This window comes from Mesorhizobium mediterraneum (genome assembly GCF_002284565.1).
Taxonomy (GTDB): Bacteria; Pseudomonadota; Alphaproteobacteria; order Rhizobiales; family Rhizobiaceae; genus Mesorhizobium; species Mesorhizobium mediterraneum.
In genome coordinates, this window is record NZ_NPKI01000018.1 from 17,278 (window position 1) to 37,168 (window position 19,891).

The 19,891-nt window shown below is 62.1% G+C and carries 19 protein-coding genes; 12 read left to right on the forward strand and 7 right to left on the reverse strand.

Features of this window, described 5'->3' with window-relative positions:
* Position 1: 1 nt before the first annotated feature.
* Positions 2–1,057, reverse strand: a complete 1,056-nt coding sequence (locus tag CIT25_RS16505; protein ID WP_095485614.1) for an ABC transporter substrate-binding protein — start codon at positions 1,055–1,057, stop codon at positions 2–4.
* Between the two features lie 121 nt (positions 1,058–1,178).
* On the opposite strand from CIT25_RS16505, the gene CIT25_RS16510 reads away from it, so the two are divergent.
* The 5 genes from CIT25_RS16510 to CIT25_RS16530 are packed head-to-tail and all read left to right on the forward strand — an operon-like array spanning position 1,179 to position 5,751.
* Positions 1,179–2,513 (forward strand): aspartate aminotransferase family protein, encoded by a 1,335-nt coding sequence (locus tag CIT25_RS16510; RefSeq protein ID WP_095485615.1) that lies wholly within the window; start codon positions 1,179–1,181, stop codon positions 2,511–2,513.
* Positions 2,513–3,250, forward strand: coding sequence for a GntR family transcriptional regulator (locus CIT25_RS16515; RefSeq protein WP_095485616.1), 738 nt, complete (start codon positions 2,513–2,515; stop codon positions 3,248–3,250). The genes CIT25_RS16510 and CIT25_RS16515 overlap by 1 nt, the downstream gene beginning before the upstream one ends.
* Positions 3,250–4,356: an ABC transporter ATP-binding protein gene (locus tag CIT25_RS16520; RefSeq protein WP_095485617.1), complete on the forward strand. Its 1,107-nt coding sequence runs from the start codon at positions 3,250–3,252 to the stop codon at positions 4,354–4,356. The genes CIT25_RS16515 and CIT25_RS16520 overlap by 1 nt, the downstream gene beginning before the upstream one ends.
* A gap of 31 nt (positions 4,357–4,387) precedes the next feature.
* Positions 4,388–5,323 carry a 3,5-dioxohexanoate:acetyl-CoA acetone transferase gene (gene kce, locus CIT25_RS16525; RefSeq protein WP_095485618.1) on the forward strand — a complete coding sequence of 312 codons (936 nt, stop codon included), beginning with the start codon at positions 4,388–4,390 and terminating at the stop codon, positions 5,321–5,323.
* The gene (locus tag CIT25_RS16530; protein ID WP_167391065.1) at positions 5,320–5,751 is read left to right on the forward strand and encodes an acyl-CoA thioesterase; all 432 of its coding nucleotides are present in this window, start codon (positions 5,320–5,322) and stop codon (positions 5,749–5,751) included. The genes kce and CIT25_RS16530 overlap by 4 nt, the downstream gene beginning before the upstream one ends.
* A gap of 160 nt (positions 5,752–5,911) precedes the next feature.
* On the opposite strand, the gene CIT25_RS16535 is transcribed toward CIT25_RS16530, so the two are convergent.
* A complete protein-coding gene (locus CIT25_RS16535) occupies positions 5,912–6,277 on the reverse strand; it encodes a winged helix-turn-helix transcriptional regulator (RefSeq protein WP_095485619.1) in 366 nt (121 codons plus the stop codon).
* A gap of 108 nt (positions 6,278–6,385) precedes the next feature.
* On the opposite strand from CIT25_RS16535, the gene CIT25_RS16540 reads away from it, so the two are divergent.
* Positions 6,386–7,090 carry a glutathione S-transferase family protein gene (locus tag CIT25_RS16540; protein ID WP_095485620.1) on the forward strand — a complete coding sequence of 235 codons (705 nt, stop codon included), beginning with the start codon at positions 6,386–6,388 and terminating at the stop codon, positions 7,088–7,090.
* Positions 7,091–7,182: 92 nt separating this feature from the next.
* On the opposite strand, the gene CIT25_RS16545 is transcribed toward CIT25_RS16540, so the two are convergent.
* The gene (locus CIT25_RS16545) at positions 7,183–7,554 is read right to left on the reverse strand and encodes a winged helix-turn-helix transcriptional regulator (protein WP_095485621.1); all 372 of its coding nucleotides are present in this window, start codon (positions 7,552–7,554) and stop codon (positions 7,183–7,185) included.
* A 94-nt stretch (positions 7,555–7,648) separates the two neighbouring features.
* Here CIT25_RS16545 and CIT25_RS16550 point away from each other — a divergent pair, with 94 nt between their 5' ends.
* Positions 7,649–8,398: an SDR family oxidoreductase gene (locus CIT25_RS16550; RefSeq protein ID WP_095485622.1), complete on the forward strand. Its 750-nt coding sequence runs from the start codon at positions 7,649–7,651 to the stop codon at positions 8,396–8,398.
* A 233-nt stretch (positions 8,399–8,631) separates the two neighbouring features.
* A complete protein-coding gene (locus CIT25_RS16555) occupies positions 8,632–9,459 on the forward strand; it encodes a DUF2189 domain-containing protein (RefSeq protein ID WP_095485825.1) in 828 nt (275 codons plus the stop codon).
* 114 nt (positions 9,460–9,573) lie between these two features.
* Here the strand turns inward: CIT25_RS16555 and CIT25_RS16560 are convergent, their stop codons facing one another.
* Both CIT25_RS16560 and CIT25_RS16565 read right to left on the reverse strand, forming a co-directional pair.
* Positions 9,574–10,158, reverse strand: coding sequence for a LysE family translocator (locus tag CIT25_RS16560; protein WP_425351746.1), 585 nt, complete (start codon positions 10,156–10,158; stop codon positions 9,574–9,576).
* A gap of 370 nt (positions 10,159–10,528) precedes the next feature.
* Positions 10,529–12,481: a pilus assembly protein gene (locus tag CIT25_RS16565; protein WP_095485623.1), complete on the reverse strand. Its 1,953-nt coding sequence runs from the start codon at positions 12,479–12,481 to the stop codon at positions 10,529–10,531.
* Positions 12,482–12,821: 340 nt separating this feature from the next.
* Here CIT25_RS16565 and CIT25_RS16570 point away from each other — a divergent pair, with 340 nt between their 5' ends.
* Positions 12,822–13,682, forward strand: a complete 861-nt coding sequence (locus CIT25_RS16570) for a TIGR01459 family HAD-type hydrolase (RefSeq protein WP_095485624.1) — start codon at positions 12,822–12,824, stop codon at positions 13,680–13,682.
* Positions 13,683–13,708: 26 nt separating this feature from the next.
* Entirely contained in the window at positions 13,709–14,692 is a 984-nt protein-coding gene (locus CIT25_RS16575; RefSeq protein ID WP_095485625.1) for a bifunctional riboflavin kinase/FAD synthetase, read from the forward strand.
* Positions 14,693–14,750: 58 nt separating this feature from the next.
* Here CIT25_RS16575 and CIT25_RS16580 read toward each other — a convergent pair whose 3' ends face one another.
* On the reverse strand, positions 14,751–15,305 hold the full coding sequence (locus CIT25_RS16580; protein WP_095485827.1) for an HdeD family acid-resistance protein: 555 nt from the start codon (positions 15,303–15,305) through the stop codon (positions 14,751–14,753).
* A 208-nt stretch (positions 15,306–15,513) separates the two neighbouring features.
* Here CIT25_RS16580 and CIT25_RS16585 point away from each other — a divergent pair, with 208 nt between their 5' ends.
* On the forward strand, positions 15,514–16,326 hold the full coding sequence (locus tag CIT25_RS16585; protein ID WP_095485828.1) for a MipA/OmpV family protein: 813 nt from the start codon (positions 15,514–15,516) through the stop codon (positions 16,324–16,326).
* Here the strand turns inward: CIT25_RS16585 and CIT25_RS36285 are convergent.
* Entirely contained in the window at positions 16,302–16,589 is a 288-nt protein-coding gene (locus CIT25_RS36285; protein ID WP_126107026.1) for a hypothetical protein, read from the reverse strand. The genes CIT25_RS16585 and CIT25_RS36285 overlap by 25 nt on opposite strands.
* Before the next feature lie 43 nt (positions 16,590–16,632).
* On the opposite strand from CIT25_RS36285, the gene ileS reads away from it, so the two are divergent.
* The gene (gene ileS / locus CIT25_RS16590; protein ID WP_095485626.1) at positions 16,633–19,635 is read left to right on the forward strand and encodes an isoleucine--tRNA ligase; all 3,003 of its coding nucleotides are present in this window, start codon (positions 16,633–16,635) and stop codon (positions 19,633–19,635) included.
* Positions 19,636–19,891 lie beyond the last annotated feature (256 nt).

The following is a 19,891-nucleotide window of genomic DNA, read 5'->3' on the forward strand; positions in this document are numbered from 1 at the left end:
CTTACTTCGCGAGCCAGGCCTTGAAGCGTTCTTCCAGCGCTTCCTTGTGCTCGGTCCAGAAGTCGTTGTCATAGGATGCCCCGTGCTGCAGGTGCTCCGGCGACGTCGGCAGGTTGGCTTTCCAATCCGCGGGAATGAGATCGGCGGCTTCCTTGCGGCCGGTGCCATAGGCATAGAGCTTCGAGAAGCCGGCCTGATTTTCCGGGATGGAAAACCACTTGAGGAGATCCAGCCCGCCCTGCTGGTGCGGCGCGCCCTTCACCACGGCCCAGTAGTCGGTGCCGTAGAAGAAGCCGGCGTCCCATGCGATCGCGTAGGGCTTCTTCTCGTTGATGACTTCGTTGGTGATGCGCGCATTGAACCCATCGCTGAGAGCCACTTCGCCGCTGTCGAGGTTCTGGATGCCCTGCGTTGTGGTGGACCACCAGACGGCGTGCGGCTTGATCTTGTCGAGCATGGCGAAAGCCCGGTCGACGCCTTCCGGCGTGCCTAGCACCTTGTACATGTCCTCGCGCTTCACGCCGTCGGCCATTAGCGCATTTTCAAGCGTGAACTGCGCCTGCTGGTAGAGGCCGCGCTTTCCCGGAAATTTCTCGACGTTCCAGAAATCCGCCCAACTCTTCGGCGCGGCGTCGCCCTTGTAGACATCCGTGTTGTAGGCGAGGATCGTTGCCCATGTGTCGGACGCGACGCCGCATTCGTGCAGGGTGCCCGGCAGATAATTGGCCGCGTCGCCTGTGATTTCCGGCGTCAGCGGAACGAACAGGCCTTCGGCGCAGCCGACTTCCATGGCGGGCGCTTCGACCGAGACGACGTCATAGGTGATGTTGCCCGCCTGCACCTGGGCGCGAACCTTGGCGACTTCGCCGCCCCATTCTTCCATGACGATCGGAGTTCCGGTCTGCTCGGTGTACTTGTCCCAGACCCCGTCCTTGTAGGCCTTGTCCCATGTACCACCCCAGCCGACCACTGTGACGGGATCGGCCGCGGACGCGGCAAAAGTCGAGGTCGCGAAGCAGATCGCGGCGGCAGATACGATTTGCAGATAAGTCCTCATTGCAGTTCCCCTTTCTTATGGTTGTGGATTTGATCAAATTTCAAACGCAAAATGGATTGATTAGCAACAGGAATTTGCGATAATGTCCGAGATAGTTGAAAATTTATCAGGATTTGATCGAATGCTGCAAGGCAACAGAGACGTGCGCTCCAATGTCAGCCTCGCAGCCGTTCTGGACGAGGCGCGACAGCGTTTTGCGGATGCCAACCCGAACAGCCTGGCGCGTCAGAATGAGGCCGCGGCATCCTTGCCGGGCGGCAATACGAGGGCTGTGCTCTGGTATCCGCCATTTCCCGTCTCGTTTGTTTCCGGCGAAGGCTGCAGGGTCACGGATTTCGACGGCCATACCTATGTCGACCTGGTTTCGGAATACAGCGCCGGCTTCTACGGCCACTCCGACAAGGCGATTTCTGCAGCTCTTGTGGACGTTATCCAGGGCGGCATCCTGCTTGGTGCGCCCAACCGCTACGAGGCGCGCCTTGCAGCGGCCGTGGTCGACCGTTTTCCCGCCATCGAGCGCGTGCGCTTCTGCAATTCCGGCACTGAAGCCAACGTCATGGCGATTTCGGCGGCCCGCGCCATCACGCAACGCTCGAACATACTCGCCTTCCGCGAGGGCTATCATGGCGGCGTATTGACCTTTGCGCATGGCGGCTCGCCGCTCAATCTGCCGTTCCCCTTCATTTTCGCCGACTATAACGACATTGCCGGTGCCGCGGCGCTTGTCAGGGAGCAGGGCAGCGACCTTGCCGCCGTCATCGTCGAGCCGATGTTGGGCGGCGGCGGCTGCATCCCGGCGACGCGTGAGTTCCTGGAGGCGCTGCGTGCGGCGACGAAAGAAACTGGCGCGCTGCTGATTTTCGACGAGGTGATGACCTCGCGGCTCGACTATCGCGCGCTCCATGGCGCGCACGGAGTTTTTCCCGATTTCGTGACGCTCGGAAAATATATCGGCGGCGGTGCCAGTTTTGGCGCCTTCGGCGGGCGCGCCGACCTCATCGATCGCTTCGATCCGGCCTCGCCTGGTGCGTTCTCGCATGGCGGGACTTTCAACAACAACATTCTGAGCATGGCTGCTGGCTACACCGGCTTGACGCAGGTGCTGACGCAAGAGGCGAGCCGCGCGATCAACGCGCGCGGCGACAGGTTGCGTGAAGCGATGAACGTCTCACTTGAAAGGCAAGGCGTCGAAGGTATCGTCATTGGGCGCGGGTCGTTGATGAACCTGCATTTCGTCAAGGGGCCCGTTGAGACGCCGGCGCCGCTCGACAACGCCGATCCATCGGTGATTGCCCTGTGGCATGTCGAGATGTTGTTGCGCGGATACTACGTGACCCCGCGCGGCATGCTGGCGCTGTCGCTACCATTCGGAGACGCCGAACTCGCCGGCTTTACCGCCGCCTTCGACGATTTCCTGTCGAGCAACCTCAAAGTACTGCCGCGCCGGACCAACTGATGCTCGATCGCAAGAACATCGACGTGGGCTCCGCCGCGCAAAAGACCGCTCATGTTCGTGTGCATGCGGGCTTGAAGGAAGCGCTAATGAACGGCGATTTCCTGCCCGGCCAAAGGCTGGTCGTGCGTCGGCTCGCCGAGCAATACCGGACCAGCGCCATGCCGGTGCGCGAGGCCTTGCGGCAACTCGTCAGCGACGAGGCGATGTTCGACCACCCAAACCGGGGCGTCATCGTCCCTGAGGCCACGGTGGCACGTATCTCGGATCTGGTGCGTGTGCGCTGCAGCGTCGAGGGCACGGCGGCCGAGTGGGCGGCGACGACCATCACGCCCAACGAGCTTGATGAATTGGCGAAGCTGAACAGCCTGATGCGCGACTGCGTCGAGAGGAACGTCATGGCTGACTATCTCGGCTTGAACAGGCGCTTCCATTTCACCATGTACCACGCCGCGCGATCGCCTGTCGTCCAGCAGATCATCGAGAAATTGTGGCTGCAGGCAGGACCGTTCCTGAACATCGTCCGCTCGGACGTGACCTATGGACTGGGCCTGGACCATCACGACGACATGCTCGCCGCCTTGCGCCGCGCCGATGGCGCAGCTGCGCGTAAAGCCTTGGTAGCCGATCTGCGCGAAGCCGCCGACATCATTCTTCGCGCCGCGGCAGCGGCTGAGGCTCAGCCTGCCCGCCTGCGCCGGACATCGGCCCGTCGTGAGCCGAAGGCGCAGGCCCGGTGATGGACGAATCTCAGCGTGGCCCGGTTCATGTCGAGTTTCGCGGCGTCAGCAAGCGCTACGGGCAGACGGTCCAGGCGGTGCGCCAGCTCGACCTCGAAATCATGCGCGGCGAATTCCTGACGCTGCTAGGGCCTTCCGGGTCTGGCAAGACGACCGCGTTGATGATGCTGGCGGGGTTCGAGGATACGACCGAGGGCGAAATCCTCATCGATGGGCAGCGCATCGACAATGTTCCTGCCAATCGTCGCGGCATCGGCATGGTATTCCAGAACTACGCGCTGTTCCCGCACATGACGGTCGCCGAAAACCTGGCTTTCCCGCTCGAAGTCCGCAAGCTCGGCCGCGAGCAGGTCACGCGACGCGTCAGGAACGTTCTGGACATGGTTCAGCTGCCCGAATTCGGCAATCGGCGTCCGGCGCAGCTTTCGGGTGGACAGCAACAGCGCGTCGCCGTTGCCCGCGCTTTGATTTTCGAGCCAAACCTTGTCTTGATGGACGAACCGCTCGGCGCCCTCGACAAGCAGCTGCGCGAGCAGATGCAGTTCGAGATCAAGGACATCCATGCCCGGCTTGGCGTCACTTTCGTTTATGTGACACACGACCAGACCGAAGCGCTTACCATGTCGGACCGGATCGCCGTGTTCAGCGCCGGCCGCATCGAGCAACTTTCGACGCCGCGCGAACTGTATGAGCGTCCGGCGGCCAGCTTTGTCGCAAGCTTCATCGGTGAGAGCAACCGCATGTCCGGCACCGTGCTTACCGGCGGTGAAAATGGTGGCGTGGCCGTCCATCTCGATGACAGCGATGTGGTGTTGAACGCCATGTCCTACGGCGCGACGCTCTCCGCGGGCGCCAGGGTGACGCTGTCGATCAGGCCGGAGCGCATGTCCATGTTGCAGGATGGCGCCACCGCCCTCAACGTGATTGCGGCGACCGTCGTCCAATCCGTCTATGTCGGCGATCACATCCGGCTCGTCGCTGTGACGGCGAGCGGCCTGAAATTCATTGTCAAGCTTGCCGCATCGTCGTCTCAGCTCGAACTCAATGCGGGCGAGGCGGTTCGGTTGGGCTGTGGTCGCGAGGATTGCCTCGCGCTCGATAGATAACAACAAAAGGCAGACAAGGGAGACTCCAACCATGAAGAAATCGCCGAAAGTCGTCATCACCTGTGCGGTCACCGGCTCGATCCACACACCGACGATGAGCCCGTATCTGCCGATAACGCCGTCCGAGATCGTCGATGCGGCCGTCGGCGCCGCCGAAGCCGGCGCCTCGGTGATCCATCTGCATGCCCGCGACCCCGAGACGGGCAAACCGACGCCCAATCCCAAGCTCTTCATGGACTTCCTGCCGCGCATCAAGCAGCAGACCGACGCCGTGATGAACATCTCCACCGGCGGCGGGCTGAAGATGACCCTTGAAGAGCGCCTTGAGGCCGCGCACGCTTCGAAGCCGGAACTCTGCTCGCTCAACATGGGATCGATGAATTTCGCCCTGCACCACATCGCGCCGAAATATACCGAATGGAAGTACGACTGGGAGAAGGGCTACCTGGAAGATACGAAGAAGGGCATCGTCTCCAATACGTTCGAGCAGATCGAGCGCATCATCGTCGAGGTCGGCCAAGCCTATGGCACGAAGTTCGAGTTCGAGTGCTATGATGTCAGTCACCTCTACACGCTTGCGCACTTTCTCGACCGGAAGCTGCTGAAACCGCCGCTTTTCGTTCAGACGATCTTCGGACTTCTGGGTGGAATCGGCGCCGACCCAGAAGACATGATGCATATGCGCAGGACGGCGGAGCGACTGTTCGGAGACGACTATCTCTGGTCGATCCTTGCCGCAGGCAAGCACCAGATGAGCCTCTGCACGATGGGCGCGATCATGGGCGGCAATGTGCGCGTCGGTTTGGAAGACAGCCTTTATGTCGGCAAGGGCGCGCTCGCCAGGAGCAATGCCGAGCAGGTTGCCAAGATAAAGCGGATCCTCAACGAATTGTCGCTTGAAATCGCAACGCCGGACGAAGCTCGTCAGCTGCTGGATCTCAAGGGCGCAAACGAGGTCGGGTTTTGACGGCCCCCGGCATCGAAACCTATGTCGGCGTGGTGCATCCTTGGATGTGCGACGCCATGGGCCACCTCAACGTCCGTCACTACGTTGCCATGTTCGACGACGCCAGCTTCCAGCTGCTCGGCAGGATTGCCGATCCCCGCCTGACGCCGACACTCGGCTGGGCGGATGTCAGGATGGAGATCGACTACGCGCACGAAACCGCGGTGGGAACGCTGGTCACCGTCCGCACCGTTGTCGAAAAGGTCGGGAAGTCGTCGCTGACCTATCTGCATGAAATGCGCGGTACGCTGGACGAAGTACTGCATGCGCGCTCGTTGACCATTACGGTACGATTCGATCTGAAGTCACGCAGCAAGATCGACCTGGATGCGGATGCGCGTCATGCGGCCACGAAACTCCTGAGGGTTGAAGGCGATACACGCCGGTGACGGTGAGCAAAGTGTCGTGACGGCACAGTTCGGCAATGACGGCCTCTGGCGCTACCCGCGCTTCTGGCGCTGCCTGCGCATTCCGGTATCCGACCCGGCCGGCAGATCCTACCCAAAGCGGTTGCCCAGCCTCAGGCTATCAAGCGTCAGATTTTCACCACTAGGCCGCCTTCACCAGCCTGGCTTCCGCCGCCGACCCGACCCGGCCGGCCCGATCGTCCTCGGTAACTTCCCACCAGTCGCCCAGCGCGTCGATGAGCGGCACAAGCTTCAGGCCGGGCGCCGTGAGGTCGTAGTCCACGCGTAGCGGATAGCCGGCATGCGCCGTTCGCCGCACGATCCCGGCCTCTTCCAGCTTGCGCAGTTCCAGCGCCAGAATGCGGTGCGATACGGTCGGGTTGTCCCGCCTCAGATCGCTGAAGCGCTTGGTCCCGTCTTTCAGATAGTAAAGCAGCAAAGTGGGCCAGCGACCGCTGAGCACACGCATGGTTTCTTCGATCGGGCAGCGTGAGACGACATCTTTCATGGCGGGGACCTGGTTACAGAATAGTGCGTAATTTACATGGGGCGACCAGCGTTTAGGGTCAAGTTTCGCTGCGCAGCGTGATCCCTAAATCATGGAAGAGATAAAGAAATGGAACCTATCCTCCTTTACGGCATCCCGGCGGGAAGTTCGATGGGGCTTGTCGCTGCTTTTGAACGCGTCGGACAGCCCTACCGCCTGTGCCGCGTCGACATGCTCGCTGAAATGAAGAACGACGCCTATGCCAGCATCAACGGCCGTCAGGAAACGCCGGTGTTGATCACGGACCAAGGCAAGGTGCTCACCGAGACCATGGCGATTGCCGCTTGGCTCGAAGCCCGCGACACGCAACGTCGTATCAGCTTCGACCCTCGCTCGCCGGAAGCCGACCGGATGCATCAGCTGATGGCTTTCGTGAACACCGGCTTCACCGCCGCTTTCACCCCACTCTGGGCCGCATATGAAATGGAATCGGCCGAGCCTGTCCTGCTGGCGACCTTGCGCGACTTCGGCCGCAAGGCCGTTACCGAACGCCATGACCGGCTTGAGGCGATGATCGCCGACACCGACTTTCTGGTCGGCGACCGCCTGACGCTTGCCGACACCACGCTGATTGGCGTGGCACGTTGGGCGGGATTCCACCAGGCCGTCGACGCGACGAGCTACCCCAAGCTGGCTGCGTTGCGCGGCAGGATCGAAGCCGATCCGGCCGTGCGATATGCGCAAGCCATCGAGGATGGCGAAAAGCTCGCTGGTTCGGGCGCCTGCCTCGGCCATGTTCCATTGGCCGAGGGGATCGAACGCTTCGCTGCCTAGTTTTGTCACGCGTCTCACCGCGCGGCGCCAAAGTGTGGCGCCGCGCGGTGACCGGCTGTGGCTTGGTCGGGCAGGGTGGAGAATCCGTCAAGTCAGGTGATCAGGTGGGATGCGTTGACACGCATCCAGTGGGCCAGCGAATCCAGCGTGCCGCGCAAGGTTCTGCCCAACGGCGTTATCTCATACTCCACGCGCGGCGGCATCTCGGCATAGACCCTCCGATAGACCAGGCCGCGATGTTCGAACAGGCGCAGCTGCCGCGTGAGCTCCTTTTGCGTAATCGGCGCGACGGCCCGCTGGAGCTCGCCGAAGCGGATCGGGCAACCGGTGACGATCAGGCGATAAAGAATGGGAATGGCCCATTTTCCCGAAACCAGATTGACGAAATCGATCATCGGGCAACGATCGGTCGCGCCATTTCCGCCTTCGATTGGCGGGACCTCGATGGCTTTTGCCTGTGCCATGAAATTATTTCCTTTAGTACCCATTCGGTGCCTACTATACAAAGCATACTATCATGCAAACAATGCCGTTCTCATCTCATTGGGAAGGCAAATCATGGGTCGCTTAAAAGGCAAATATGCCCTCATCACCGGGGCAACCAGCGGCATCGGTCTCGAAACCGCGCGCCAGTTTCTGGCCGAGGGCGCTACGGTGGCAATCACTGGCAGAAACCCGTCCGGGCTCGACGCTGCGCAGCGCGAGCTGGGCGGATCGGCGCAGGTGATCAGGAATGATGCCGGCAATCTCGCCGATCAGCGTGCGCTTGCCGCCGAGCTTGCGCAGCGCTGGCCTCGGCTCGATATACTCAACGTCAACGCCGGCGATGTGATGCACCAGCCGCTGCAGGATTGGGACGAGGTGGTCTACGACCGTCTGATGCAGACCAACCTGAAGGGGCCGTTCTTTCTGATCCAGGCCCTGTTGCCGATGTTTTCCAACCCGTCGTCGATCATTCTGTGCGGCTCGGTCAGTGCCCATATCGGCCTGCCCCAGAGCAGCGCCTACGCCGCCAGCAAGGCGGGTCTCCTGTCATTGGCGCGCACCCTCTCGGGGGAGATGATCGAGCGCGGTATTCGCGTCAATGGCCTCAGCCCCGGCCCGACCGAGACGCCGGCCCTGGGCAAGCTGGGTCTGCCCGAAGCGGAAGAGAAGGCGCTGGGCGATCGGATACGCGCGCTGGTGCCGATCGGCCGGATGGGCAAACCCTGGGAGCTCGCCAAGGCGGCGGTGTTTCTGGCCTCGGATGAGTCGAGCTTCGTCGTCGGCACGGAACTGCTCGTCGATGGCGGCGTCGGAAATCTCTAGAGCATTTTGCAGCCAAGTGGTTACACTTGGCGTCGCACAAATGCGGCTGAAACACAGATAAAGCGGGATGCCCCGTTCAACCCAAATGCATCCCGCTCTAGCCGGATTTACCATCGCGACCGTCGACTTGGCGACAATCACCCCTAAATCGACTATCATAGTGCTTGTACGAGAAGTGGCAGCTACGGGCGGCCATCCTGGCGGTGACCGCCCCGACACACGGGAGAATGGTCATGGCAAGCTTTCATGTCATGTCGGACGCACGTGGAATGCACGTGCAGCCCACGGTGCGCCGCATCACGACGGCGGACCTGATGGATGTGCTGCGGCTCGGCGTCGAGGATTTCTGGGCCAAGCCATCGCATTACGTGTTCCTGTGCCTGATCTATCCGGTGGTCGGATTGATCCTGGCGCAGTGGACGACATCCGGGTCCTATGCCGTCCAGCTCCTCTACCCGCTGATGTCCGGCTTCGCCCTGCTTGGACCCTTCGCCGCGATCGGGCTCTACGAGATCAGCCGCCGCCGCGAACTCGGCATGGACACGTCCTGGTGGCACGCGCTCGATGTGCGTCACTCGCCGGCGCTGCCCGCGATCGCGGTCATCGGCGTCATGCTGGTGGCACTGTTCCTGCTCTGGCTGTTCACCGCGCAATCGATCTACACCAGCCTGTTTGGCAATCAGCCGCCCGCCTCGATCGGCGGCTTTGTGCGCGAGGTGCTGACGACGACCAAAGGCTGGACGCTGATCCTGCTCGGCAATGCGGCTGGGTTCGTTTTCGCCGTGATCGTGCTGGCGACGACCGTCATCGCCTTTCCGCTGCTGCTTGACCGCGATGTCGGCGCTGTCTCGGCAATCGAGACCTCGGCACGGGCGGTGATGGCTAACCCGCTGCAGATGGCGCTGTGGGGCTTGATAGTCGCCGTGCTGCTGGTCATCGGCTCGATCCCGCTGTTTGCCGGACTCGCCGTCGTCATGCCCGTGCTTGGCCATGCGACGTGGCATCTCTATCGCAGGGTGGTCGAGCCGGAGCGGGTGCAGCAGGACCGGCGGCCGATGTAAGCAAGCGCAGCGGTGCCGCCGCTCTATCTTTTTGTTTGAGCATCGGATTTTCCCAAAACCGGTATCCACCCTCGGGTCAGGCCCGAGGGCATGCTTTTGGATCCGATGCTCAAGTCAACGCTGCGCGTCGGTCGCCATCTTCAGGGCCAGCACGGTCAGCACCGTGCCCATCATCCAGCGTTGGATCACCAGCCACAGCGGCCGGCCGGCGAGGAAGACGGCGATCGAGCCGGCGGTGACCGCGATGATCGCGTTGACGGTGAGGCTTATCGCGATCTGGGTGGTGCCGAGCACCAGAAGCTGCGACAGCACGTGGCCCTTACCGGGGCTGATGAACTGCGGCAGCAGCGACAGATAAAGCACCGCCACCTTCGGGTTGAGCAGATTGGTCATCAGGCCCATGGCGAACAGTTTGCGCGGCCTGTCCTTCGGCAGTTCCCGAACCTGGAACGGCGAGCGTCCGCCTGGCCTCACTGCTTGCCAGGCAAGCCACAAGAGGTAGAGCGCGCCGGCAACGCGCAGCACGTCATAGGCGTATGGCACGGCAAGCAGCAGCGCGGTGATGCCGAATGCCGCCGACAACACGTAGAAGACAAAGCCGAGCGCCACGCCACCGAGCGAAATCAGGCCGGCCTTCGGCCCCTGTGACAGCGACCGCGAGATCAAATAGATCATGTTCGGGCCAGGCGTCAGCACCATGCCAAGGCAGACCAGCGCGAAGGCGAGATGGTTGGCGGCGTCGGGCACGGGCGCATCTCCGGTGGCGGTGGGGACACTCACCATGTCCGTTCGACCGCCGCAAGGGCAAGGTGGCGATAGCCTTTGCGCCAGCGTTGACAATTGGCGAAAGGGGCAATGTTGCCGATCTCCCCCCGTGCGGGGGAGATGCCCGGCAGGGCAGAGGGGGGTGCTGTCCCGCCGGCCTATCAGGCAATCGCATCAACGCCACAAGGCCGGTCTCCAGTTGGAAATGGATTCCACAAAAAGTCTGTGATCCTTCCCACCCCCTCTGGCCTGCCGGCCATCTCCCCCGCAAGGGGGGAGATCGGCAGCTTCGGCGAAGTCATCCTCAGCCGACGATACGCAGGTTCGACAATTCGTTGGCGATTTCCTTGAAATTGTCTGACAGAGTCGCCCCGGTAGCGTTCCAGAACAGCTTGGCCGGCTTGGTCGGATCGGTGGGATCCTTGCGGAAGCGCGAGTCCGAGGAGCATGCCTTCAGGGCGTCGAGCGCTTTCTTGTCGCCGGCGTCGGTGGTCGACAGGTCGAGCGCAACGGTCATGACGAGAACGTTCGAATTCTTTGCATTGGCGCAAAGGGTCTGCATCTGCTCGTCCAGCGCGGCCGTGTAGTTGCCGCCAGTAAAGGTCGTCTTGCCGATGTCGGTGCTTGTGTTCATGAACAGGCGCGTCACGCTTCCCGACCCTGGATATGTGAGGCCGGTGTAGCCGTAAGCGGCATAGGTCGACCTGTTATTGGCATAGTCGCTGTCGCTGACGGCGCTGTAGGTGTTGGCGCCGTCGGTCAGCACGATGACCACTTTGTCGTTGCCCTTTTCGGCGTTCGGTCGGCCTTCCGTGAAAGGTTCGTTGCTCGACACCGTCCGCCAGCCCCAGGCAAGGCCTTCCGGCACGTTGGTGTTGCCGTTCGGTGCCATGGCGTCGATGGCGTCGTTGATCTCCTCTTTCTGGGCAAGCTGGCTTACGTCTTTGAGCGTCGTGACCGGGTTGGTCGTGCAGGACGCATTCGGGCCGTCGCCCGCGGCAGCCGACTTCGAACCGTAAGGCTTCACCAGGAAATATTTGCGCATGTCCGACTGCCGCTGCGAGGCGGTTGGGCTATCGCTGTAATACGGCCAGTCGGCCCACCAGTTGTTGCCGTAGCTATAGGACAGGTAGGTCGCGTCGTTGACACCGTCTCGGTCGAAATCGAGCCAGAGGGTGCCAGCTTCGTCCGGCGCAAACATCGGCACGAACAGCGTGGCAGGCGCGGCGGTGGTCGGCGTCGTGTCGTCGTTATTATACGGGTACGGCCTCGCCTCCACGCAACCCTGCCAGCTCGCATAGCGGCTGGTGGTGTAGATGTATTCCGGGGTGGTCCAATGGCCGCTGCTGCAGTTGCCTTTTTTGTTATAGGTGTCGCAGATGTACTGTTTCGTGTTAGGCACTTCTTCGCGGCCGGACTCGACCGTGATGTCGGCGTAAAGGCTGAAGCGGGTCAGTGGTTGATCCTGGGTGTCGCCCCAGCCGGTGCCGCGCTTGTACCAGACGCCGTTGAGCTTCTCGGCGTATTTGTCCGGATTGTTGGCGGGGGTCATCGTCGTCCAATCGAAATCCTCGTGCTGGATCGGGGAGATGCCGTCCTGATCCATCCAGCCTTCTTGGTCATGGGTGGGCCCGACATTGACCGAAGCAGCGAACGGCACGAGGGAGAACTGCACCGGTTTGCTGACCTGCTTCATCTGCTGTGCCTGCAGCGCCAGCGTGTCGACAAGCTGCTTGGCGGCAGTCTTCAGCAGGTCTATTCGCTTCACGCCGGTGCCGGAACCGAGGTTGTTCATCGAGCCGGAATTGTCGAGCACAAGGGCTACTTCCAGCGTGTTCTTGAGGCGGATTTCCGAGCAAGCCGTGAAGGCTGTGCCGCTCCCACCCGTCAGCATGGCGGCAGCCGGTAGAAAATAAGGCGTATACGTCAGGGCGCTGCACAGCTTCAGCGTGCCGCCACCCGCATTGTTGTTGGGCAGGGTGACGGTAAGCGACGTATTCGCCGGATCGACGGGACCAAGATTGGCTTCGAAGAAGGTCTTGGCAAAGGCCACGGTGTCGGCGTCGCTTGCGCCGGCGACGATGTGCTGAGCGGTGGCGAGGCCGGCGGCGTCAAGGGCGTTCAACGTACCGTGCTTCTGGCGGAGCAGTTCCGAGTAATCGACGCTGAGCGCCAAGCCCCCCATGAGCGGCACAATCGTGATGGCCGTCATGAGCGTATAGTTGCCACGCCGGTCCCTACCGAATTTACGGAACATTGCCTTCAGAACCCCGCCAGAACCCTTTGTCGGCGAACGATGCCACCAATAGTTAAATTTCAGATTGCTAAAATATGTCCAAGATCGGCACAGTTTTTTAAAGCTCGTTAACCATGCCGCAGATGGCGGCAGTGCTGCCCACGATTGGACCCCGGGGAAGACTCCGCAATGGGCTAAACCTCTGGAAAGAGGCGGCTTTTATGCTTTGTGCGCCTGCCTTGATCATCGCCAGGCAATCCTGAACGTTGCGAAAGCTGGTGACAGGATCAAGCGCTTCGGTTAATGCGGGCCTGCCGCACGGACCGTCGGTAGCGGCCGATCATGACTTGGGAAAAATAGTATGGCGGATTCACCCGACATCATCGGCTCGCTCGCAGATTTGTCGGGAGCCTATTCGGCCATCCTGTGCGATGTCTGGGGCGTGGTTCACAATGGCGAACGGCATTTTCCGGCCGCGGCTCTGGCGCTGGCCACTGCGCGCGAGGCGAAAATACCTGTCGTGCTGATCACCAATTCGCCGCGGCGAAGCACCGACGTGGTGGCGCAGATGAATGCGATCGGTGTTCCCCCAAGCGCCTATGACCGCGTCGTCACGTCCGGCGACGTGACACGCGACCTGATCATCGAGGGGCCGCGAAAAATCTTCCACATCGGCGGTGATCGCGATCTCACGCTCTATGACGGTCTTGATGTCGAGCTCGTCGGGGAGTTCGAGGCGTCCGGCGTGGTCTGCACCGGGTTGTTCGACGACGAGGTGGAGAAGCCGGAAGACTACACCGAACTTCTGCGGCGGTTGCGCGCCAGGAACCTGCCGTTCATCTGCGCCAATCCCGACATCGTGGTCGAGCGCGGCGAGCGGATGATCTGGTGCGCGGGGGCCTTGGCCCGCGACTATGCCCAGCTCGGCGGGCGCACGCTGATCGCCGGAAAACCATATGCCCCGGTCTATGACGTCGCGATGAAGGAGATCGCCGAACTGCTCGGCGGCCCGATCGAGCGCTCGGACGTGCTGGCCATCGGCGATGGCATGATGACCGACATCAAAGGTGCTGCCGACAACGGCTTCGACGTGCTCTACGTATCGGGCGGCATCCATGCCCGCGACTATGGCGATCCGCTACAACCGGATCCGGCCAGGCTAATTGCCTTTCTGGAAAAGCACGGCTACCGGCCGGTCGCGGTCATTCCGAGACTGCGGTAGGGTCGCTCGATGACGGAAGCCTCGAAATGACGCAAGCCTTCGAACGCGTTTCTGCAATCTCGCCGCTGCCGGCCCATTTGCGCGGCGGCGTGGTGGCGATCGGCAATTTCGACGGCGTTCACCGCGGCCATCAGGCCGTGCTCGAGCGCGCGCTTGCCGAGGCCCGCCAGCGCGACGTGCCGGCTCTGGTGCTGACCTTCGAGCCGCATCCGAGAAAGGTGTTCCGGCCTGATATACCGCTGTTCGTGCTGACGCCGCCGCCGATGAAGGCACGACTGCTGTCGTATCTAGGCTTTGCCGCACTCGTCGAACAGCCGTTCACGCGCGACTTCGCCGCGCTGTCGGCGGAAGCGTTCGTGACCGACGTGCTGGACAGGAATCTCGGCATCGTTCACGCCGTGACCGGCTTCGACTTCCACTTCGGCAAGGACAGGCAGGGCGGCCCGGCCTATCTGATGGCGGCCGGCGAACGCCACGGCTTCGGTGTCACGCTGGTCGACGCGTTTCGCGACGAGGGCGCCGAGGTGGTGTCGTCGAGCCGCATTCGCGCGCAGCTCGGCGAGGGCGAGGTGGCCGAGGCCGCCGGCCTGCTCGGTTATCGCTTCACGGTCGAGAGCGAGGTGATCGGCGGCCAACGGCTTGGCCGGACGCTGGGCTTTCCAACCGCCAATATGAGGCTTTCGCCGGAAGCCACTCTGAAGGAAGGGATTTATGCCGTCCGCTTCCGTCGCGCCGACGGCACGCTTCATGACGGCGTTGCCAGCTTCGGCCGCCGCCCGACCGTCGACGACAACGGCACGCCGCTTCTGGAAACCTTCGTTTTCGATTTTTACGGCGACCTCTACGGTGAGATATGCGCGGTATCCTTCTTCGGCTTCCTGCGCGCCGAGGTGAAGTTCGACGGGCTCGACGCGCTGGTCGCGCAGATGAAACGCGACGAAGCGGAGGCGAGGGCGCTGCTGGCCGGCGTCAGCCCGCTTTCCGAGCTCGACGCGGCCATTGCTTTCTAAAGCATGATCCCAAAAAGTGGGAACCGGTTTTCGGACAAGATCATGCTAAAACAAGAACCTATTTCTTCAGCGCCAGGCCGACGGCAATGAAGGCCCAGCCCTGGAAGATCAGGTCGATAGCGAGAAACAGTCCCAGCACCCATACGCTGTTGACTGGCCAGCCCATGGCGATGACCAGGCCTGCCAGCGCGCTGATGACACCCGCCGCAACGAGCCAGCCCCAACCCTTGGCCGGTCTGTGCTTGTACCCGACCCAGGCCCTGAGCACGCCTGAAGCGAGAAGGGCGACCGCCAGCAGGAAGGTCAGCACCGCCGAGGCCAGCAGCGGATTATAGAAGGCGAAGAACCCGGCGACTGCATAGAGAAGACCGCTGAGCAGCCAATAGAAGAACCGGCTCCATGTCTTCACACCGAAGGCATGCATGATCTCGATGACACCGGCCATCAGCATCAGCCAGCCGACGACGTAGACCGAGGCGACCGTGGCAATGAACAGATTGCCGAAGGCGATGCCGCCGAGGATCAACAGCAGCACGCCGAGCCCGACGAACCACCCCCATTTCGCCTGTGTCTGCCCAATCGCATCCTTTAAAACATCGCCTTGCAGGGTCATTGCCGCCATCTCCATCGAAGTTGCCTGGCATCTTGCCAATTGGAGGGTAGCGCCGAAGGCCTTGCCCGTCCAGCGAGCAGCGTGCGCCAGACGCATGCCAAAAAAGCGAGGAAGCGTTTCGAATTTAAATCAAAGTTTACTGAACCGGCGCCATGGCTCTTGGCCAGGCCGGTTGTTCCTGCCGGTGTTCCGTGCGTATGGAGTGACGATGCGTTCTGTCAGGGTGTTTCAGCTGGTCTTGGCCACCTTCATGCTTGGCGCGCCCGGTGCCGCCGAAGCAGGCGAGGGCGCCTTGGGCTGGCTGTCCGGCGACTGGTATCTGACGGTCGGCGCCACCGGCATGGTCGCGCCGGATTTCGAGGGCAGCAAGAAATACCTGCTCAGCGCCTCGCCGATCATCTCGCTCGGCAAGGCGGGTCCCGCGGCCCGCTTCACCTCACGCAACGACAACATCTCGCTGGCGCTGATCGACGATGGCGGCCTGCGCGCCGGCCTGACCGGAAAGATCCTGTTTTCGCGCGATGGCGGCGACGCCGACGAGCTGAAGGGCCTCGACCCGGTGCGCTGGGGCGGCGAGGCCGGCGGCTTCTTCGAATTCTATCCTTTTGACTGGTTGCGCGCTCGCGCCGAATTGCGGCACGGCATTCGCGCCCATAGCGGCTTTGTCGCCGACATCGCCGCCGACGCCTTTTATGATGTGACGCCGGAGGTCAGGATTTCGGGCGGGCCGCGCGTTTCGTTCGCCTCATCGGACTATTTCGACGCCTATTACGGCGTCAATGCCGAGGAAGCCGTGGCTTCGGGCCTCAGCGAATACCATCCGGGCGGCGGGGTGAGATCGGCGGGCCTTGGTGGCGCGGTGACCTGGAAGGTGACCGAGCCGATGACGGCCAGCCTGTTCGGCGAATATTCGCGCCTGATGGCTCCGGCGGTCGATTCCAGCCTGGTCAAGGAGCGCGGCGACCGCAACCAGTTCACGATCGGCGTCTCGACGACCTACCGGTTTGATTTCTCGATGTGAGTGCTTTGTTCCGGCAATCGCCTATTGGCCGGATGCATCCGGATGCATTGTGACGGCACAAGCTGCAAGGAAGGCACCGAGAGTTCGGGCTTTTCAATGTCGCCTGTCTCGGTTAAAAGCCCAGCCATGACGAGCTTTTCGCGCCTTCTCGCGATTGCGATACGAATTACGAGCCCGGTGTTCCGGGCGGCCTGACCGCCGCCGGAGCCGCCGGGAATCTTGCGTGCGGCCTCTCGCGCTTTTTCCAGATCATGATAGTTCAACACCCGGGCTCTTTTGCCGCCGGGCAATGCATATGGCAGACCAATGACCGACACCCCAACGACCGACGCCGTCGAAACGATCGACTATTCCAAGACGCTTTATCTGCCGCAGACGGACTTCCCGATGCGCGCCGGCTTGCCCGAGAAGGAGCCGTTGCTGGTCAAGCGCTGGCAGGACATGGACCTTTACCGCAAGCTGCGCGAAAACGCCGCCGGCCGCGAAAAATACGTGCTGCATGACGGGCCGCCCTACGCCAACGGCAATATCCACATCGGCCACGCGCTGAACAAGATCCTCAAGGACGTCATCACCCGCTCGTTCCAGATGCGCGGCTATGACTCGAACTATGTGCCCGGCTGGGATTGCCACGGCCTGCCGATCGAATGGAAGATCGAGGAGCAGTACCGCGCCAAGGGCAAGAACAAGGACGAGGTGCCGGTCAACGAGTTCCGCAAGGAATGCCGCGAGTTCGCCGCGCACTGGATCAAGGTGCAGGGCGCAGAATTCCAGCGGCTCGGCGTCGTCGGCGATTTCGACAATCCCTATACGACGATGGCGTTTCATGCCGAGGCGCGTATCGCCGGCGAACTGTTGAAATTCGCCACGTCGGGCCAACTCTATCGCGGCTCCAAGCCGGTGATGTGGAGCGTGGTCGAGCGCACCGCGCTGGCCGAGGCCGAGGTCGAGTACCAGGATTATGAGAGCGACACGATCTGGGCGAAGTTTCCGGTCGTCAGCCTTGCCTGGCAAGTTACTAACGTCACGGATGGGCAGCCCGCAAGACTAAATCCAGAGCTTACCGGGACGTCACTGGACTTGCTGGAGGCCCACGTTGTCATCTGGACGACGACGCCGTGGACGATCCCCGGTAACCGCGCCGTCAACTATTCGCCACGCATCAACTACGGCCTCTACGAGGTGACGGCGGCAGAGAACGCGTTCGGCCCGCAGCCCGGCGAAAGACTGATCTTTGCCGACGCGCTGGCGGAAGAGTCCGCTCTCAAGGCCAAAGTGACGATGAATCGCCTCCGTAGCGTTTCGGCCGAAGAGCTTGGAATCCTTACGCTTTCTCATCCCTTCAAAGGTTTGAATGGCGGCTACGAATTCCCCGTGCCGATGCTCGCCGGCGACCATGTCACCGACGAGGCCGGCACCGGCTTCGTCCACACCGCGCCGGGCCATGGCCGCGAAGACTTCGACGCCTGGATGGATGCTGCGTCGGACCTGCGCCAGCGCGGCATCGACACCGCCATCCCGTTCACCGTCGACGATGCCGGCTTCTTCACCAAGGATGCGCCGGGCCTTGGCCCGGACCGCGAGGGCGGAGCTGCGCGCGTCATCGACGACAACGGCAAGAAGGGCAATGCCAACCAGGCGGTCATCGACGAGCTGATCAAGCGCAACGCGCTGTTCGCGCGCGGGCGATTGAAGCATTCCTACCCGCATTCGTGGCGGTCGAAGAAGCCGATCATCTTCCGCAACACGCCGCAATGGTTCGTCTATATGGACAAGGAACTGGGCGACGGCACGACGCTGCGCAGCCGTGCCTTGAAGGCGATCGACGACACCCGCTTCGTGCCGGCCGCCGGCCAGAACCGCATCCGCGCCATGATCGAGGAGCGCCCCGATTGGGTGCTGTCGCGCCAGCGCGCCTGGGGCGTGCCGATCGCCGTCTTCGCCGATGCCGACGGCAACGTCCTGCGCGACGAGGCCGTCAACCAGCGCATCATGGATGCCTTCGAGAAGGAAGGCGCCGACGCCTGGTTTGCGGCCGGCGCCAAAGAGCGTTTCCTTGGCAATCACGATGCCTCGATATGGCAGCAGGTTATGGACATCCTCGACGTCTGGTTCGATTCCGGCTCGACCCATGTCTTTACGCTCGAGGATCGTCCGGACCTGAAGTGGCCGGCCGACGTCTACCTGGAAGGCTCCGACCAGCATCGCGGCTGGTTCCATTCCTCGCTGCTTGAAAGCTGCGGCACCAGGGGCAGGGCGCCTTACGACACCGTCGTCACCCATGGCTTCACCATGGACGAGGAGGGACGGAAAATGTCGAAGTCGCTCGGCAACACCGTGGTGCCGCAGGACGTCATCAAGCAGTCGGGTGCCGATATCCTGCGGCTATGGGTGGTGACGACCGATTACTGGGAAGACCAGCGGCTCGGCAAGAATGTGCTGCAGACCAACATCGACGCCTACCGCAAGCTGCGCAACACCATCCGCTGGATGCTGGGCACGCTTGCCCATGACGATGGCGAGGAAGTGCCGCTGGACAAGATGCCGGAGCTGGAGCGGCTGATGCTGCACCGGCTCTCCGAACTCGATGAGGTCGTGCGCGCGGGCTACGACGCGTTCGAGTTCAAGCGCATCACCCGCATGCTGCTCGATTTCATGGTGGTCGAGCTGTCGGCCTTCTATTTCGACATCCGCAAGGACGCGCTGTACTGCGAGGCCCCGTCCAGCGTGAAGCGCAAGGCCTCCGTTCAGGTGGTGCGCCATCTGTTTGACTGCCTGGTGAAATGGCTGGCGCCGATGCTGCCCTTCACCATGGAGGAAGCCTGGCTCGACCGTCATCCTGACGCCGTTTCGGTTCATCTCGACCAGTTTCCGCAAATCCCGGCCGACTGGAAGAACGAGGCGCTGGCGGAAAAATGGCGCAAGGTGCGGCAGGTCCGTCGTGTCGTCACCGGCGCGCTGGAGATCGCACGCGCCCAGAAGGTCATCGGCTCGTCGCTGGAAGCGGTGCCGGTCGTCACGCTCGACGATGCGGCGCTCGAAGCGGCGATATCAGATGTCGACATGGCCGAGATGGCGATCACCAGCGATCTGGTCATTGCGCATGGCAGCGCGCCTTCTGGCGCCTTCACGCTGGACGACGTCAAGGGCGTCGCCGTCGTGGTCGAGAAGGCCGAGGACCGGGGCCTGGTCAAATGCGCGCGCTCATGGCGCTATACCGCAGATGTCGGCAGCGACGCGGAATTCCCCGATGTTTCGGCCCGGGATGCCGCTGTGCTGCACGAGTTGAAGTCGCTTGGTCGTATATGATGCATGTCGCCCAAAAGTGTGAAGCGGTTTTGGGATAACGACATGCACAGCCGCCATATCGATGCATGTCGCCCAAAAGTGTGAAGCGGTTTTGGGATAACGACATGCACAGCCACCATATCGGTGCACAAATGCCACGGCGGGCGGCTGATCGGCCCCCGCGCGTTGCCCTTAACGAGTGGTTGAGGTAAACACGCGAAACTCCGGACGACAAATTGTCGCCGGATTTCCGTCGGAAGAGCATAAGCGATGGGAC

Excerpts from the sequence above, each read along its gene's own strand:
- CIT25_RS16520 (WP_095485617.1), top strand. The coding sequence starts at position 3,250 with ATGGACGAATCTCAGCGTGGCCCGGTTCATGTCGAGTTTCGCGGCGTC.
- CIT25_RS16505 (WP_095485614.1), bottom strand. The coding sequence starts at position 1,057 with ATGAGGACTTATCTGCAAATCGTATCTGCCGCCGCGATCTGCTTCGCG.
- CIT25_RS16515 (WP_095485616.1), top strand. The coding sequence starts at position 2,513 with ATGCTCGATCGCAAGAACATCGACGTGGGCTCCGCCGCGCAAAAGACC.
- CIT25_RS16570 (WP_095485624.1), top strand. The coding sequence starts at position 12,822 with ATGGCGGATTCACCCGACATCATCGGCTCGCTCGCAGATTTGTCGGGA.
- CIT25_RS16565 (WP_095485623.1), bottom strand. The coding sequence starts at position 12,481 with ATGTTCCGTAAATTCGGTAGGGACCGGCGTGGCAACTATACGCTCATG.
- CIT25_RS16555 (WP_095485825.1), top strand. The coding sequence starts at position 8,632 with ATGGCAAGCTTTCATGTCATGTCGGACGCACGTGGAATGCACGTGCAG.
- CIT25_RS16550 (WP_095485622.1), top strand. The coding sequence starts at position 7,649 with ATGGGTCGCTTAAAAGGCAAATATGCCCTCATCACCGGGGCAACCAGC.
- CIT25_RS16560 (WP_425351746.1), bottom strand. The coding sequence starts at position 10,158 with ATGGTGCTGACGCCTGGCCCGAACATGATCTATTTGATCTCGCGGTCG.
- CIT25_RS16540 (WP_095485620.1), top strand. The coding sequence starts at position 6,386 with ATGGAACCTATCCTCCTTTACGGCATCCCGGCGGGAAGTTCGATGGGG.
- kce (WP_095485618.1), top strand. The coding sequence starts at position 4,388 with ATGAAGAAATCGCCGAAAGTCGTCATCACCTGTGCGGTCACCGGCTCG.
- CIT25_RS16580 (WP_095485827.1), bottom strand. The coding sequence starts at position 15,305 with ATGACCCTGCAAGGCGATGTTTTAAAGGATGCGATTGGGCAGACACAG.
- CIT25_RS16510 (WP_095485615.1), top strand. The coding sequence starts at position 1,179 with ATGCTGCAAGGCAACAGAGACGTGCGCTCCAATGTCAGCCTCGCAGCC.
- CIT25_RS16585 (WP_095485828.1), top strand. The coding sequence starts at position 15,514 with ATGCGTTCTGTCAGGGTGTTTCAGCTGGTCTTGGCCACCTTCATGCTT.
- ileS (WP_095485626.1), top strand. The coding sequence starts at position 16,633 with ATGACCGACACCCCAACGACCGACGCCGTCGAAACGATCGACTATTCC.
- CIT25_RS16575 (WP_095485625.1), top strand. The coding sequence starts at position 13,709 with ATGACGCAAGCCTTCGAACGCGTTTCTGCAATCTCGCCGCTGCCGGCC.
- CIT25_RS16535 (WP_095485619.1), bottom strand. The coding sequence starts at position 6,277 with ATGAAAGATGTCGTCTCACGCTGCCCGATCGAAGAAACCATGCGTGTG.
- CIT25_RS16545 (WP_095485621.1), bottom strand. The coding sequence starts at position 7,554 with ATGGCACAGGCAAAAGCCATCGAGGTCCCGCCAATCGAAGGCGGAAAT.